At 74.5% G+C, this 14,455-nt stretch carries 14 protein-coding genes, 1 pseudogene and 1 riboswitch; of the genes and pseudogenes, 10 read left to right on the top strand and 5 right to left on the bottom strand.

The features are described from left to right. Window positions 1-86, bottom strand: a riboswitch (ZMP/ZTP riboswitch). Window positions 87-366: 280 nt separating this feature from the next. Beyond that, a complete protein-coding gene (locus tag AB0G56_RS01250) occupies window positions 367-732 on the bottom strand; it encodes a nuclear transport factor 2 family protein (protein WP_360961715.1) in 366 nt (121 codons plus the stop codon). Window positions 733-1,334: 602 nt separating this feature from the next. Between AB0G56_RS01250 and AB0G56_RS01245 the strand changes: the two genes are divergently transcribed. From AB0G56_RS01245 to AB0G56_RS01230, 4 genes are all read left to right on the top strand, one after another. Next, window positions 1,335-1,640 carry a hypothetical protein gene (locus tag AB0G56_RS01245; RefSeq protein WP_360961712.1) on the top strand — a complete coding sequence of 102 codons (306 nt, stop codon included), beginning with the start codon at window positions 1,335-1,337 and terminating at the stop codon, window positions 1,638-1,640. A gap of 118 nt (window positions 1,641-1,758) precedes the next feature. After that, window positions 1,759-2,844: an S-(hydroxymethyl)mycothiol dehydrogenase gene (locus tag AB0G56_RS01240; protein ID WP_360961709.1), complete on the top strand. Its 1,086-nt coding sequence runs from the start codon at window positions 1,759-1,761 to the stop codon at window positions 2,842-2,844. Beyond that, a complete protein-coding gene (locus AB0G56_RS01235; RefSeq protein ID WP_360961706.1) occupies window positions 2,844-3,473 on the top strand; it encodes an MBL fold metallo-hydrolase in 630 nt (209 codons plus the stop codon). The genes AB0G56_RS01240 and AB0G56_RS01235 overlap by 1 nt, the downstream gene beginning before the upstream one ends. Before the next feature lie 143 nt (window positions 3,474-3,616). After that, entirely contained in the window at window positions 3,617-4,540 is a 924-nt protein-coding gene (locus AB0G56_RS01230; protein ID WP_360961703.1) for an SDR family oxidoreductase, read from the top strand. Here AB0G56_RS01230 and AB0G56_RS01225 read toward each other — a convergent pair. Then, a complete protein-coding gene (locus AB0G56_RS01225; protein ID WP_360961700.1) occupies window positions 4,531-5,082 on the bottom strand; it encodes a hypothetical protein in 552 nt (183 codons plus the stop codon). The two genes, AB0G56_RS01230 and AB0G56_RS01225, sit on opposite strands and share 10 nt — an antisense overlap. Before the next feature lie 52 nt (window positions 5,083-5,134). Here AB0G56_RS01225 and AB0G56_RS01220 point away from each other — a divergent pair, with 52 nt between their 5' ends. Further along, window positions 5,135-5,968 carry an SDR family NAD(P)-dependent oxidoreductase gene (locus AB0G56_RS01220; protein ID WP_360961697.1) on the top strand — a complete coding sequence of 278 codons (834 nt, stop codon included), beginning with the start codon at window positions 5,135-5,137 and terminating at the stop codon, window positions 5,966-5,968. Here the strand turns inward: AB0G56_RS01220 and AB0G56_RS01215 are convergent. Then, entirely contained in the window at window positions 5,965-6,906 is a 942-nt protein-coding gene (locus AB0G56_RS01215) for a LysR family transcriptional regulator (RefSeq protein ID WP_360961694.1), read from the bottom strand. The genes AB0G56_RS01220 and AB0G56_RS01215 overlap by 4 nt on opposite strands. 70 nt (window positions 6,907-6,976) lie before the next feature. Between AB0G56_RS01215 and AB0G56_RS01210 the strand changes: the two genes are divergently transcribed. The 3 genes from AB0G56_RS01210 to AB0G56_RS01200 all read left to right on the top strand — a co-directional run bounded on the left by AB0G56_RS01210 (window position 6,977) and on the right by AB0G56_RS01200 (window position 8,690). Next, window positions 6,977-7,606 (top strand): maleylpyruvate isomerase family mycothiol-dependent enzyme, encoded by a 630-nt coding sequence (locus tag AB0G56_RS01210; protein WP_360961691.1) that lies wholly within the window; start codon window positions 6,977-6,979, stop codon window positions 7,604-7,606. Between the two features lie 90 nt (window positions 7,607-7,696). Next, a complete protein-coding gene (locus tag AB0G56_RS01205) occupies window positions 7,697-8,395 on the top strand; it encodes a L,D-transpeptidase family protein (protein WP_360961688.1) in 699 nt (232 codons plus the stop codon). Window positions 8,396-8,504: 109 nt separating this feature from the next. Beyond that, window positions 8,505-8,690: a hypothetical protein gene (locus AB0G56_RS01200; RefSeq protein ID WP_360961685.1), complete on the top strand. Its 186-nt coding sequence runs from the start codon at window positions 8,505-8,507 to the stop codon at window positions 8,688-8,690. Between the two features lie 181 nt (window positions 8,691-8,871). On the opposite strand, the pseudogene AB0G56_RS01195 reads toward AB0G56_RS01200, so the two are convergent. Beyond that, a pseudogene (locus tag AB0G56_RS01195) lies at window positions 8,872-9,271 on the bottom strand (trypsin-like serine protease); the annotation flags it as partial. 122 nt (window positions 9,272-9,393) lie between these two features. Between AB0G56_RS01195 and AB0G56_RS01190 the strand changes: the two are divergent. Continuing rightward, the gene (locus AB0G56_RS01190; protein ID WP_360961683.1) at window positions 9,394-9,780 is read left to right on the top strand and encodes a PPOX class F420-dependent oxidoreductase; all 387 of its coding nucleotides are present in this window, start codon (window positions 9,394-9,396) and stop codon (window positions 9,778-9,780) included. 39 nt (window positions 9,781-9,819) lie between these two features. Here AB0G56_RS01190 and AB0G56_RS01185 read toward each other — a convergent pair whose 3' ends face one another. Next, window positions 9,820-12,633, bottom strand: coding sequence for a hypothetical protein (locus AB0G56_RS01185; protein WP_360961680.1), 2,814 nt, complete (start codon window positions 12,631-12,633; stop codon window positions 9,820-9,822). Window positions 12,634-13,146: 513 nt separating this feature from the next. Between AB0G56_RS01185 and AB0G56_RS01180 the strand changes: the two genes are divergently transcribed. After that, the gene (locus AB0G56_RS01180) at window positions 13,147-14,418 is read left to right on the top strand and encodes a glycosyltransferase 87 family protein (RefSeq protein WP_360961678.1); all 1,272 of its coding nucleotides are present in this window, start codon (window positions 13,147-13,149) and stop codon (window positions 14,416-14,418) included. The last annotated feature ends 37 nt before the right edge of the window (window positions 14,419-14,455 follow it).

The following is a 14,455-nucleotide window of genomic DNA, read 5'->3' as shown; positions in this document are numbered from 1 at the left end:
ACGGATCGCCCAGGCGCGCGGCTGTGACTTCGGCGGGGGCCGCTCCCCGGTGGTGCTCCACCTCAGCGCCAGTCACGGCCCGGCCCCAGCCTATGCCAGGGCCCCGCCGGCACTCCGCGCCGGGGTGCGGCCCCGCTCACCGGCGGCGGCCGCGGCGCCGGCGCCGCGCGTACGGCACCGGAGGCCCGGCCGCGGGCCGCGCCGCGCGCAGCACCGACCGCAGCAGGACGGACGTCAGGGACCGGGCCGCCGCACCGGCCGGACGGGGCCGGCGAAACAGCGGGGAACGCGCCTGCCCCAGCCCGGCCCGGGCCGAAAAGGACCAGGTCAGCCTGGAGCTGACCTGGAACCTCGCGGCCCTCCTCGTCACTCGTCCCATGCCTGGATCATCATCTGGTCGGTGATCTTGCCGTCGCGCAGCGAGATCATCGACTCGGCGAGCACCCGGACGCCGTCCGGATACGCGCAGGACTCGACGTACGCCGCGTGGTCGCCCTGGACGACGCACTGCTCCAGCCGGTGCGTCATGTCGCGGCCGTAGACGTCGTCGAGCATCGGGCCGATCTCCTCACGGCCCCTGAGGACCTTGGGGTGACTCGGCTGGGTGTCGCGGTCCACGATGCGTATCTCGGCGTCGTCCGCGTAGAGCGACAGGAGCGTGGACGCCGTGTGTCCCTCGATGCCCCGGCGCAGCGCACCGGTGTCGAACGCGGGACCTGCCGTGGTCGCCATGCCGGCCTCCTACGAGCCCCGGGGCCCCGAAGCCGCGGACCGTTCACGGGGCTCTCCTTCGAGCGTCCTCCGGCCCGCCGCCCCCGGCAAGCGCGGCCGCCCGGCCCGCACGGCTCTGTCGCGGTGGGTGCCGGGGGCGCACCGGCTCGGTCCCGGCGATCGGCCGGGGTGCACCGGCACTCCTTCCGGCAGTCGGCCGGGGTGCACCGGCTCTCCTTCCGGCAGTCGGCCGTGCCGCACCGGCTCTCCTTCCGGCAGTCGGCCGTGCCGCACCGGCTCTCCTTCCGGCAGTCGGCCGTGGCGCACCGGCTCTCCTTCCGGCAGTCGGCCGTGGCGCACGGGTTCCCGTCCCGGCGGTGGGCCGGGGCGCGCCGGCTTCCGTCCCGGCAGCTGACCGGGGTGCACCGGCTCTCGTTCCGGCGGTGGCACCGGGGTGCTGGTGCACCGGCTCCCGTCCCGGCGGTCGGTCGGTGGCCGTGCCGGTTCCTTCCCGGCGGGTGGGTCGCAGCGGTGCGCGTCCTGGTGGGCCGGTGGCTCGTCCTGACGGGTGAGCGGCGGGCCGCGCCCGTGTCCGGCCGGGACCCGGCGGCGTTGCTGAGGGCATGATCTCCACTCGACGTATCGTCGCCGTCGCCGCTCTCACCGCCTCTGTGACGGGGCTCGCCGCGCTGCCCGCGAGCGCCGCCGAACCGGCCGTCCCGGTGGTCGGCCGGGCGGTGCCCGTGGGCCTGCTCGACTCGCTCGCGCGCACCGGCCTGCCCGCCGGCCGCCAGGACGAGGTGCCCCCGGTCTCCGACCAGCTGTCCTCGCTCCACCACGTGAAGGACCTGAACGAGCTGAGCCGGCTGAACGCGGTCACCGGCCTGGTCTCCCCGCTGTTCGGGCTGGTGCCCGCGGTCCGGTACTGAGCCGTGCGCCCCCGTGCGGCGACCGGGTGGCGGCGGCCCCGGATCCCGTGCCGCCGCCGCCCGGTCACGGCGTAGGGTCACAGGGACGGACAACGGCCGACGGAAGGGAACCACCACCATGGCGCAGGAAGTGCGCGGCGTGATCGCACCCGGGAAGAACGAACCCGTACGGGTCGAGACGATCGTCGTGCCGGACCCGGGGCCCGGGGAGGCCGTCGTACGGGTCCAGGCCTGCGGTGTGTGCCACACCGACCTGCACTACAAGCAGGGCGGCATCAACGACGAGTTCCCCTTCCTGCTCGGCCACGAGGCCGCCGGCGTAGTGGAGTCGGTCGGCGACGGCGTCACCGACGTCGCGCCCGGCGACTTCGTCGTCCTCAACTGGCGTGCGGTGTGCGGCAGGTGCCGCGCCTGTCTGCGCGGGCGGCCCTGGTACTGCTTCGACACCCACAACGCGCGGCAGCGGATGACCCTCACCGACGGCACCGAACTCTCCCCGGCCCTCGGCATCGGCGCCTTCGCGGAGAAGACCCTGGTGGCGGCCGGGCAGTGCACCAAGGTCGACCCGGCCGTCTCCCCGGCCGTGGCCGGACTGCTGGGCTGCGGCGTGATGGCAGGCATCGGCGCCGCCATCAACACCGGCAACGTCGGCCGCGGTGACTCGGTGGCCGTCATCGGCTGCGGCGGCGTCGGGGACGCGGCGATCGCCGGGGCGTACCTGGCGGGCGCCGCGAAGGTCATCGCCGTCGACATCGACGACCGCAAGCTGGAGACCGCCCGCACCATGGGCGCAACCCACACCGTCAACTCCAAGGACCACGATCCCGTCGCCGCCGTCCGCGACCTCACCGGCGGTTTCGGCGCCGACGTCGTCATCGAGGCGGTCGGCCGCCCGGAGACGTACCGGCAGGCGTTCTACGCCCGCGACCTGGCCGGCACCGTCGTCCTGGTGGGCGTGCCGACCCCGGAGATGAAACTGGAGCTGCCGCTGCTGGACGTCTTCGGACGCGGCGGTGCCCTGAAGTCGAGCTGGTACGGCGACTGCCTGCCCTCCCGGGACTTCCCCATGCTGATCGATCTGCACCTGCAAGGGCGGCTGCCGCTGGAGAAGTTCGTGTCGGAGACCATCCGGCTCGACGAGGTGGAGCAGGCGTTCGAGCGGATGCACCACGGCGACGTGCTGCGCTCGGTGGTGGTGCTGTGATGGCGGCCCGCATCGAACGCCTGGTAACGGCTGGGCAGTTCACCCTCGACGGCGGCACCTGGGACGTCGAGAACAACGTGTGGATCGTCGGTGACGACCACAAGGCGATCGTCATCGACGCCGCCCACGACGCCGAGGCCATCGCCGCCGCCGTGGGCGACCGGCGGCTCACCGCCATCGTGTGCACCCACGCCCACAACGACCACATCGACGCCGCCCCGGCCCTCGCGGACCTCACCGGCGCGACGATCTGGCTGCACCGCGACGACCTGCCGCTGTGGCGCATGACCCACCCCGGCCGGGAACCCGACGAGCACCTGATCGACGGTCAGGTCGTCGAGGCGGCGGGAGCCGACCTGTTGGTCATCCACACGCCCGGCCACGCCCCGGGCGCCGTCTGCCTGTACGACCCGGGCCTCGGCGTCGTCTTCACCGGCGACACCCTCTTCCAGGGCGGCCCCGGCGCCACCGGCCGGTCCTACTCCCACTTCCCGACGATCATCGACTCGATCCGCGACCGCCTGCTCACGCTGCCGCCCGGGACGAAGGTCCTCACCGGCCACGGCGAGGCGACCACCATCGGCGCGGAGGCCCCGCACCTTCAGGAGTGGATCGCCCGCGGGCACTGACGCCGGCGGGGGCGGCCCGGCGCCTGATCACGCCATCGCGTCCCACCGCGTGATCCGTTCCGCAATGGCGACAGAAGATGTCCGGCTTCCACGCGACCCTCGTCGAGCACACCGCACCACGAGAGTCACGGGAGGCCGGACACATGTCACGTCCGTCACGTCCACTGGAAGGAAGGGTCGCGCTCGTCGCGGGCGCGACCCGGGGAGCGGGCCGGGGCATCGCGGTGGAACTCGGCGCAGCCGGGGCCACCGTGTACGTCAGCGGGCGCACCACCCGCGCCCGCCGCTCGGAGTACGACCGCCCCGAGACCCTGGAGGACACCGCCGACCTGGTCACCGAGGCCGGCGGCCACGGCATCGCCGTCCCCACCGACCACCTGGAACCCGACCGGGTACGCGCCCTCGTCGACCGCATCGCCTGCGAACAGGGCCGCCTCGACGTGCTCGTCAACGACATCTGGGGCGGCGAGAAACTCTTCCAGTGGGACACCCCCGTGTGGGAGCACGACCTGGACAACGGCCTCAGACTGCTCCGCCTCGCCGTGGAGACGCACGCCGTCACCAGCCACCACGCCCTGCCGCTGCTGCTGCGCAACCCGGGGGGCCTGGTCGTCGAGATGACCGACGGCACCGCCGAATACAACCGGGACACCTACCGGATCAACCTCTTCTACGACCTCGCCAAGGCGTCCGTCCTGCGCATGGCCTTCGCCCTCGGCCACGAACTCGGTCCGCGCGGCGCCACCGCGCTCGCCCTGACCCCCGGCTGGATGCGCTCGGAACTGATGCTCGACCACTTCGGGGTGCGCGAGGAGAACTGGCGCGACGCCCTGGAACAGGCCCCGCACTTCGCCATCTCCGAGACACCCCGCTACGTCGGCCGCTCCGTCGCCGCCCTCGCCGCCGACCCGGACGTGGCCCGCTGGAACGGAGGGTCCCTCTCCAGCGGGGCCCTCGCCCGGGAGTACGGCTTCACCGACCTGGACGGCAGCCGCCCCGACGCCTGGCGCTACCTCACCGAGGTCCAGGACACGGGCAGACCGGCGGACACGACCGGCTACCGCTGACCGCCCGCGGGCGGCTGCTCCCCGGTCAGCGGCCAGCGGGCCGAGTGACCCGGCGGCAGCTCCAGATCGGTGCGTACGGCGGCGTAGTAGCCCTGGCGTGCGGCGCGCTGCCGCTCCATCAGCGCCTGCCACGCCCCGGGCTCCCGCCGCCCCTCGCGCAGGAACCGCTCCATGTCCATCACCACCAGCACCCAGGTCCGGGCCTTCTCGACCACCTGCGTACTGCCCAGCATGATCAGCGCCTCACCGGCGGGATCCCGGGCCAGGGCGGCCTCCGTCAGCAGCGGCTCGGCCTCGCTCAGGGGCAGCGGATGCGGATGCGGGTCGTTGCCGAGGTGGGCGGCCACCCGGTAGGCCAGCGTGACCGACTTCTTCAGCGACCGCGCGTACTCCGAGTACACCGCGAGCCGCCGCTCCTCCCAGCGCGTGGCACGCTCGCGGGCGAACCGGGCACGGTCACTGCGCACGACCGCCAGGTACGAGCCGAGCGCGCCGATCACGACGCCTATGAGCGCGGGGAGTTGCTGCAGGAAAGCGGACATGCGGTGCACGCTATCCGCCCGGCCGGCCGGCCGGGGCAGTAGGTTCGGGCGCATGACGGACACGAGGCGTTTCGAGGGGCACGGGGTTCTCGTCACCGGGGCGGCGCGCGGCATCGGCGCGGCCACCGCGAGGCGGCTGGCGGAGGAGGGCGCGCGGGTCCTCGTCACCGACACGGACGGCGCCGAGGCGGAGAAGACCGCGGCAAGGCTGTGCGAACGGGGGCTCGCCGCCCGGGCGTTCGCGTGCGACGTGGCCGAGAGGGCGTCGGTCGAGGCGGCCGTGGCCCACGCGGTGGACGCGTTCGGCGCGCTCGACGTCCTCGTCACCTGTGCCGCCCACTGCACCCCGGACACCCCGCTCTTCGAGGACGGCACGGACGAGGCGTGGGACCGCGACCTCGACATCACCCTGACCGGCGTCCACCGCTGCTGGCGGGCCGCGCTGCCGCACCTGGCGGCGTCCGGCCGCGGCGCGATCGTCGGCATCGGCTCGGTCAACGGCCTCCAGGACTTCGGCAATCACGCGTACAGCGCGGCGAAGGCGGGCCTCGTCTCGCTCACCCGGACGCTCGCCGGGCACGCCGCCGCGCGCGGGGTGCGCGTGAACCTCGTAGTGCCCGGAACGATCCGCACCTCGGCATGGGAAGGCCGGGAGGCCGACCTGGAGCGGGTCCGCCCGCTGTACCCGCTCGGCCGGGTCGGTGAACCGGAGGACATCGCCGCCGCCGTCGCCTTCCTCGCCTCCCGCGACGCCGCCTGGATCACCGGCACCACGCTGACCGTCGACGGAGGTCTCACCGCGGTCGACACCGGCTTCCACACGGCGATCCACGCGACGGGTCGCACCGGCCGGGCCCCGGCGAGGGACCGGGACGACAGGGCTTAGGACGGGGCGACGGACCCGCTCCCGCCGCCGTCCGCCGGGCCGGCGGGTCCGGGCAGGGCCCGGTGGAGCCGGCGCAGCAGTTCCCGGGCCGCCGGTCCGGCCGGGCCGTCCGTGCGCCAGGCCAGGGCGACCCGGCCGCGCGCCCGCGCGTCGTCGATCCGGAGCGTACGCAGCCGGGTGCCCGTCTCGGGGCGGGGCAGCACGGCCACACCGAGGCCGCGCTCGGCGAGCCGCAGCAGCGCGTCCGGTGCCGCGGCCTCGAACGCGATACGTGGCCGGAAACCGGCGTCGGCGCAGATCCGGTCCAGCACGCCGCGCACCCCCGTGCCCACCGGGAGACTGATCAGCGGGTGACCACGCAGCGCCGCGGGAGGGAGCGGGGCGGCACCGGTGCACACCTCCAGCAGCGGATGGCCCGGGGCCACCGCCGCCACCAGCGGCTCGTCGACCACGACGGTGAAACCCACCCCCGGCGGATCCCCGTCCGCGAGCCCGGCCACCGCGATGTCGAGTTCGCCGCGGCGCAGCGCCGTCAGCATCCGCTCCGAGGTGTCCTCGGCGAGCGAGACCTCCACCTCGGGGTGGGCGGTGTGGAAGCCGGCCAGCAGCCGGGGCACGTCGATCGCGTGCCCCAGCGCCCCGGGCACCAGCCCGAGCGCGACGCGCCCGCGCAGCAGCCCGGTGAACTCCGCGACCGCCTGCCGCGCCCCGGCGGCCGCGGCCAGGGCCGCCCGCGCGTACGGCAGTACGGCCTCGCCGACCTCCGTCGTCCGCACCGAGCGGCCCGAGCGGTCCAACAGCGGCTGCCCCAGCTCCCGTTCGAGCCGCCGTATCTGCGCGCTCACCCCCGGCTGCGCCACATGCAGCCTCTCGGCGGCCCGCGTGAAGTTGGCCTCCTCCACCACCGCGACGAAGTACAGCAGCTGCCTGAGTTCCATAACCGGCGATGCTAGCCACCGGACGCATCCGTTCCTGGACGTGCGCGCCACCCGCCAAGATCCTTGACGCATGAGGACAACGGACGAGATCACCGAGGTCATCGCCGCCGAACGCCGGGACCTGGCCGACCTGTTCGCCGCGCTGACGCCCGCCCAGTGGGAGGCCGGCAGCCTCTGCGCGGGGTGGCGGGTGCGGGAGGTCGTGGCCCACATGTCGATGGGCTTTCGCCACTCGCTCGGCAGTGTGCTGTGGGAACTCGTGAAGTCCCGCGGCAGCCTGCACCGCATGACGGACCGGCTGGCCCGCCGGGACGCGGCCCGCCACCGCGACGCCCGGCTCGCCGCGTTCCTGCGGGAGCACGCCCACCACCCGTGGCGCCCGCCGGTCGGCGGACTCCGCGCGGCGCTCGCGCACGACGTCGTGCACGGGCTGGACGTGACCGTCGCCCTCGATCACGACCGGACCGTGCCCGCGGAGCGCCTGCGGATCGTGCTGGAGGCCATCGACCCCCGGGCCTTCCGCGTCTTCGGCACCGATCTGCGGGGGGTCCGCCTGGTCGCCGACGACCTGGACTGGTCCTTCGGCACCGGCGCCCCGCTGTACGGCGCCGCCCAGGACCTGCTCCTGGTCGCCTACGGCCGCAGCCTGCCCGCCGGACGACTGCGCGGCGCCCAGTGTCACCGTTTCGTCTCGAAGTGAGCCGCTTTACAACCGAAGCGCCCGCCCGGCGGTCTAACTGTCCGACACCACCACCACGGACACCCGAACCAACCGAGGGGGAAGCCCGCCATGAGGCACATGGCCAGACGCGGAGCCGTCGTACTCGGCGTCACCGGACTGGTGGCGCCGCTCGCGCTCGCGCTCGGCACGGCTCCGGCACAGGCGGCGACGAGCTGCACCACGTCGACCGGGCCGTACCAGAAGAAGGTCGAGAAGTTCCTCGGCCGACCCGTCGACGGCCGCCAGTCGGCCGCCGACTGCAAGGCGATCAAAGCCTTCCAGAGCAAGCACGGCATCACCCCCACCATCGGGTACGCGGGCCCGGTCACCTGGGGCGTGATGGATCTCATGAACAAGCAGAAGGCCGTCGGGAAGAACCCGAACAAGGACGGCAGGTGCCCGACCGGCAAGGGCCGCATAGCCTGCGTGAACCTGACGCTCCAGCTCAGCTGGATACAGGACGGCAAGCGGCTCGTGTACGGTCCCGTGCCGGTACGCACCGGACGCGACAAGTACGAGACCCGTACCGGCCTGAAGAAGATCTACTGGCGCCACATCGACCACGTCTCGACGCTGTACCACGTGAAGATGCCCTACAGTCAGTTCTTCGACGGCGGTCAGGCGTTCCACTCCGTGGGTCTGAGCATGTGGAACCCGCCGGGCTCGCACGGCTGCGTCAACATGACGCCGAAGGACGCCAAGAAGTACTGGTCCCTGCTGAAGAAGGGCGACGACGTCTTCGTCTACGGCCGCAAGCCGGGCACCTGAGAACCGGTGCGGGGCGGGCGTGTTGTCGTGGATCGACGTGATGAGCAACACGGTCCGGTATGTCCGAATCGGTCGTACTTACTCACAACGCCTTCACGCCGATCGGCATATGCTTCACAGCATGTCCACCACTGTTGAAGCCGCCTCCGAGCGATCGGCCGCGGAGGTCAACGAGGAGATCCGTGCCCTGTGGCGCCGGTCGGGCGGGACACTGACCACCGAGCAGCGCGAGGTGTACCAGCGCCTCGTCATGGAGTGGGCCACGGCCGCTCCGGACTCGGACCGGGCGGCCTGACCCGCCGTCCGTCCCGCCCGCTGCCCTGGCGCCACCGCCGGGCACCGGCCCCCTCCGCGGTCTTCCGTGACCACCCCTTCGTTCCTTCCCGCCCCGGCCCTGCGAGCCGGGGCGCACTGTCGTACAGCTACCGGTCGCGGTACCGGTCCGCCGACGGCGCCGGTCCGCCGGCGACCGGTCGTCAGCCCCGGGCCGACGAGCAGCGCCGGCGACAGGCCTCCCTGTCCCGCTCCGTGCGGACCCACCGAGTAGCCGCCAACGCGACCAGGCTGCCCGCCACGACGAGCAGTCCTGGCCCGGCGTTCCTGGCGTCCGTCGACCGGTCCAGCAGCGCCTTCGAGCCCGTGCGGCCCGGCACCGGGGCCGGGGAGCCGGGCGGGGCCCCGCCCGGACCGGTCTGGGCCTGGGCCTGCGCCGGCGTCTGCGGCGACACGATCAGTCGCACACCCAGCGCGGTCAGGGCCCGGGTCACCGGCTGGAAGGAAGGTCGTCCCGCCGCTCGCGCAGTCGCCGCTGCCGCCCGAGGTCACCCCCAGCGCGATCCCCTCCGAGAACAGCGGGCCGCCGCTGTCGCCGGGCTCGCCGCCCGCTCTCCGTACGAGGCCCGACCGCGCGGCGTTCAGCGGGCGGGGTCCGGCAGGATCAGGCGTCCGGCAGGGGCCGGGACCGGGCCCGGGGACCGGGGCGGCCTAGGATGCCGCCCATGGACGAGAACCCGGTGGCGCGGCTCGGGGCCGGCAAGTACGTGCTGATCACCAGCTACCGCAGGAACGGGACGCCCGTGGCCACCCCGGTGTGGGTCGTGCGCGACGGCGCCGCCCTCGGCGTGTGGACGGCGGCCGACTCCTGGAAGGTCAAGCGGATCCGCCACCGCGCCGACGTGCTGGTCGGCCCGTGCGACCTGCGCGGGAACCCGACCGGTGACCAGGTGCCCGCGACCGCGGAGATCTGCGACCCCGCCACCACCGCACGCTACCGGGCCCTCATCGCCCGCAAGTACGGCCTGGTCGGACGGCTCACCCTGCTCGGCAGCCGGCTGCGCCGGGGCGAGCGGGGGACCGTCGGGATCCGGGTGACCCCCACGCGCTGACCGGCGCGCGGGAGCCACCCGGCGGTGGCGCGGACGGCCCTACGAGGCGTCGAGGACCGTGCCCGTCAGCACCGGAGCGCCCTCGTGCACCTCCCCGTCGTCGTCGGTCAGCTGGAAGCGGAGCTTCTCCGGCTGCTCCTTCACCTGGTCCCTGACCGTGGGCAGGCTGACCTCGGTGCTCACCTCGCCCGCCGGCACCGGGACCCACAGGTACAGGTTCTGGACGGCGGACAGCGCCCGCTCCGGGTCGGGCGACTCACCGCCGCTGGTCTCCTGGAGCCACTGCGGGTCGACGTCCTTGGTGGACAGCTCCGGACCGTCCGTGACGGGCCGGACGACGAAGACGGCCCCGAAGTCGGAGTCGGCCGGCGCGGACAGGTTCACCCGCCACTTCAGCGTCGCCCCCTCGGTGACCCGGTCGGCGACGGGCGTCACGGTGACCGTCGGCTGCGGGTCGTCGTTCCGGGCGGTCACCCCGCCGCGGTACGAGCCGACCACCGCGCCGCGGACCGCCTTGACCACGATGTCGTTCGCCAGGTCCTGGCCGTAGCGGGTGTTGCCCCGCACCCGGACCGGTACGTCGATGTCGTGCCCGCCGGGCCGTACCGTCACCAGCCGGTCCGTCGCCCGGTTCGTCACCGGGTCGAGGGTGTACACGCGTACCTGGCCGCTGCCGTGCCCGGACACCCGCACGGGCACCCGGTAGGTGCGCACGCCCGAGTCGCCCTCCTTGACCGTGAGCCGGCCCACGTCGACGCGGGGCAGCGCGGCCGGCCGCACCGCCGGGGTGCCCGGCCGCCAGCCCCAGGCGTCCATGAGCCAGGCCTGCCCGGCACGGGTGCGCGGGGTCAGCTCCAGTGCCGTGATCCGCCCGAGGTCCAGCTCGGCGCGGACGGCCGAGGTCAGCGGGACGCGCACCTCGCGCGCCCAGTAGGAGGCCGTGCGATCGGTGCCGGGCAGGCCGTCGACACGGACCCGGCCGAGCGTCGCCCGGTGCCCGGAGGCGTCGGTGACGACCACGTCCAGCTGGGTGCCCGTGCTGTTCGGCGGGACGAACACGCGCAGGGCGAGCTTGTCGGCACCCTTCAGCGACACGGGCGAGCCGGGCCGGATCCGTACCGCCGAACCGGCGGCGGACCAGCGCAGCGCCACCGCGCGGCGACCGGTCTCCCGGTCGGTCTCCCACTGCGCGAAGTGCGGTGAGCGACCGGGCGTGCCCTCGCCGAGGCAGGCGGCGGACGCGGACGGGTCCACCGCCGAGCACAGCCGGCCGGCGCCGGTCACCGTGGCCGGGCCGTCGGGCAGGAAACCGCCGGTGCGCGCGGCGCCGACGGCGTGCGTGAGCACCCGCGCCGGGTCGGCGGAGGGCGCGCGGACGCCGGTGCCGTCGAGCAGCGGGCGCACCCGGTCGTCCCCGGCGACGAACAGCCGGGCCGCGGCGGCGATGTAGGTGGCACCGGCCCGGTGCTGCTGGTCCGCGGTCAGGCGGGTCCTGGTACCGGGGGAGCAGACCGGATCGCGCTGGTCCGGGTCGTCGTAGAAGTCGTCCTCGGCCGGCGCCTGCGCCTTGCCCGGGGTCCACTCGGTGTTGAAGAAGTTGTGGTCGGCGCCGACCACGTAGACGGCGCTGTGCAGGGCGGTGCCGCGGCTGACGCCGCGGGTGCCGTCGGCGTACACCTCGCCCTGCAGGTCGGAGACGTCACCGTCGCAGCCGGGCAGGATCGTCGCGGACGGCACGTCGGCGACCGGATTCTGGCCGAAGACCGTCGGGCCGATCAGCACGGTGCCGCTGATGTGCCAGCGGGTGCGGCCGTGGTAGCCGTCCTGGTCGGCGGGCGGGGGGTAGAGGCTGTCCATCGCGGCCCGGTTGACGCCCTCGCCGCCGCGCGAGTGCCCGACGAGCAGGACGCGCGACAGGTCGGCCCGGGGCGCGCGGCGTACGGCGTCCGGTGCCGAGGCCGGGTGCGCGGCCCAGTCGGCCCAGTGCGCCAGGTGCTGCCGGACGAGCGAGGAACGGGCCTGGGCGCCGCCGTCCTCGGCCGCCCAGTCCTGCCCGTTGATGCCGTTGGCCGAGATCGACACCGTCACGTAGCCCTGGGAGGCCAGCAGCCTCTGGTCCTGGAGGTAGCCGCGGTAGCTCGGGATGGGCAGCGTCCCGGCCGGGCAGGGCCAGTCGCCGGGGAGCTCGTCGGTGTGCGGCTTGTAGCACGTGGCGTGGCGGCCGTGCAGGAACAGCGCGAGCGGGCGGCGGCCGGTGGCGCCCTGCGGCGCGACCACCACGGCCCGCATCTCCACGGGTTCGGCGAAGCCGGGCAGCCGGACCGACTTGAGCTGGTACTCGCCGCTCGTGGTGCGGTACGGGCCCGGCTTGCCCGGGTCGACCTTGCTCGCGGGGAGCGGGGCGGGCGGCTGCGCCGCGGCCAGGGAGCCGCGGCCGGGCGCGTGCGCGGCGCCGCCGGTACCCCCGGCGTCCAGCCTGCGGCCGGCCGCGCGTACTTGAAGTCCCTTCAGCTCCTTCAGGTCCTGCGCTCGTGCCGCGTCCAGGCCGAGCCGGAACGTACGGCCGTCCCCGCCGGGCCGTGGCCGGCCGAGCAGCCGGTCGCCCGCGTAGAACTCGACGCGTGCGTCCCCCATGGGCACCGCGGTGCCCGAACGCCACTCCAGCTGCCGTGACTTGCCGGAGCCGGTGACGCGCCATCCGGGCGGGAGCCCGGTGTCGCCGTCACCGGCCGCCGTGAACGGCCGTGCGGCGGACGGCTGTCGGTCCGGCGCCGCCTGCGCTGCCGCGGGCGCCGCCCCCGCCATGGCGAGCAACGCCACGGCGGTGACCCCTATTCGCCGGGCACGGATCAATGGTCCCCTCCTCGGAACACGGACTTCCTCCGCTGCATGAACTCGGGCGCCCCGGCTGTCCCAGGGGCCACTGATGTCCCGGAGGACGGCGCCTGACCGCTGTGGGTTGCCTGTGCGTCGCAGGTGAGCGGCGGCAGCGGCGTGATCACGCCAGTCGGCGCACCCGGCCGTGACGTCCACGCCCCGCCGGTCGTTCCTGGGACGAGAGGGCCGGACAGGAACGAACAGGACCGAGTGGGGCCGAACGGGGCCTAAGAGCTGCGAACAAAAGTGGGTTCCGATCAGCGGGCGGTGTCCGGTGCGTGCGATCGCAAGGCGCCGGAAGGTACTTGTAGCGGAGCTACCAGGGCCTTTCGGCAACGCGGCGAGGGCGCGTGCCGGACACCGCCCGCCGGGGCCCACTTTTGTCCGCAGCTCTAAGAGGGCGGAAGGCGGCTGAAGGCGCGAGAGGGCGGCGCGAACCGGACGAAGCCGTGCGAAAACACAGGAAGTCGAGATGGCGGAGCTGAGGCCGTGAGGGCGCCGGCGGTGCGGGGCCGGGCGGCGGGGGAGTGGCTGAGCGCCCGCGCGGGCCGGTGCCTGGCCGGGTCCCTCGCGCTGTACGTGCTGACCGCGCTCCTGTCCCCGGCCGAGCCCCTGGACCTGCGGGTCTACCGCACGCTCGCGCCGCACGTGCTCTCGGGCGGCCTCTACGACCACGTGGTGCGCACCGGGCCGCCCATCCCCGAACTGCCCTTCACCTACCCGCCGTTCGCCGCGCTGGCCCTGCTGCCGATGGCGCACCTCCCCTGGACGGCGGCGATCGCCCTGTGGCGGGCCCTCTCCCTCGCCGCCGTGCTCGTCCTCACGGCGGGCGCCCTGCGACTGCTGTGCCCGCGCCCGGGGGGCCGCGTCCGGGACCGCGCGCTGCTCTGGGCCGCCGCCGGACCCTGGCTGGAACCGGTGCGCCACACCCTCGACCAGGGGCAGATCAACCTGCTGCTGGGCGCGGTCGTCGTGGGCGCGCTGGCCTTTCGCCGCGGCGCGGCCTGCCGGGGCACGGCCGTCGGGCTGGCGGCGTCCCTGAAACTGACGCCGGCCGTCGCCGGCCTGTACCTGCTGGCGACCCGTCAGTGGCGGGCAGGCCTCTGGGCGTTCGCAGCCGCGGTCGCGTCCGTCACGCTCGCCTGGTGCGTCGCCCCCGGTGAGTCGGCGCGCTACTGGTCGGCCCTCGTGACCGACACCCGGCGTGTCGGCCCGGTCGGGTCGGTGCGCAACCAGTCCCTGCGGGGCGCGCTCACCAGGCTGCTCGGGCCGGACGTGACGGCTTCCGCGCTGTGGTGGACGGTGCTCGCCCTCGTCACCCTGGCGGCGGCCCGCGCCCTGTTCGCCGCGGTGCGGCGGGACGATCCGCTCGGCGCCCTCCTCACGGTGGAGCTGTACGGACTGCTGGTGTGTCCCGTCTCCTGGAGCCACCACTGGATCTGGTGCCTGCCCGCCATGATCTGGCTGGCGCACGGTCCGCACCGCGGGCGACCGCTGAGCCGGGTGGCGCTCGCCGTGTGGGCGGCCGCCACCGGCACCCGCCTGGTGCCGCGCCTGATCGGTGTCGAGGACGGGCTGCCCCGGACCGGCCCGTACCCGCTGACGCTGGCCTGGCCGGGCTGCGTCTACGTCGTCTGCGCGGTGCTCACGCTCCTCGCGCTCGCCCTCGCGGTCCGGACCGCCGAGGGCCCGGAGCGGCGGGTGCGTACCCCGGGGAGCGAGCCGTCCTCGGCCCGGACGGACGGCTCGCTGCTGCCTTGACGGCGCGGCGGCACGGGCGTACGGCGCCGGGTGTCCG

The sequence above is a fragment of the Streptomyces sp. NPDC021356 genome, assembly GCF_040641015.1.
GTDB lineage: Bacteria > Actinomycetota > Actinomycetes > Streptomycetales > Streptomycetaceae > Streptomyces.
The sequence above is the reverse complement of the archived record's forward strand: the minus strand, read 5'-3'. Positions and strand labels throughout refer to the sequence as shown.